The 428-nt window shown below is 49.8% G+C and carries 4 tRNA genes; all 4 read right to left on the minus strand.

The features are described 5' to 3' along the window. Window positions 1-2: 2 nt before the first annotated feature. A tRNA-Val gene (locus AC6UD2_RS06720) sits at window positions 3-75 on the minus strand. 8 nt (window positions 76-83) lie between these two features. Beyond that, window positions 84-156: transfer RNA gene (locus AC6UD2_RS06725), tRNA-Glu, on the minus strand. Window positions 157-174: 18 nt separating this feature from the next. Beyond that, window positions 175-266 (minus strand) — tRNA-Ser (locus AC6UD2_RS06730). 6 nt (window positions 267-272) lie between these two features. Beyond that, window positions 273-345, minus strand: a tRNA-Asn gene (locus tag AC6UD2_RS06735). Window positions 346-428 lie beyond the last annotated feature (83 nt).

Consider the following 428-nt stretch of genomic DNA (forward strand, 5'->3'; position numbering starts at 1 on the left):
TATGGAGGATACAGGGATCGAACCTGTGACCTCCTGCTTGTAAGGCAGATGCTCTCCCAGCTGAGCTAATCCTCCAAAATAAATGACCCGTACGAGATTCGAACTCATGTTACTGCCGTGAAAGGGCAGTGTCTTAAACCACTTGACCAACGGGTCATATTATAAAAAAATATACGGAGAGTGAGGGATTCGAACCCTCGAAACAGACTTTAATCCGTTTACATCATTTCCAATGATGCTCCATCGGCCAGCTCGGACAACTCTCCATAGTACTCCGGCAGGCGGGCTCGAACCGTCGACAACCTGATTAACAGTCAGGTGCTCTACCAACTGAGCTATGCCGGAATAATCGCGTGGCAACGTCCTACCCTTGCAGGGGGCGATCCCCCAACTACTCTTGGCGTGCTGAAGCTTAACTTCTGTGTTCG

The organism is Fructilactobacillus sp. X2R5C2 (assembly GCF_059901375.1).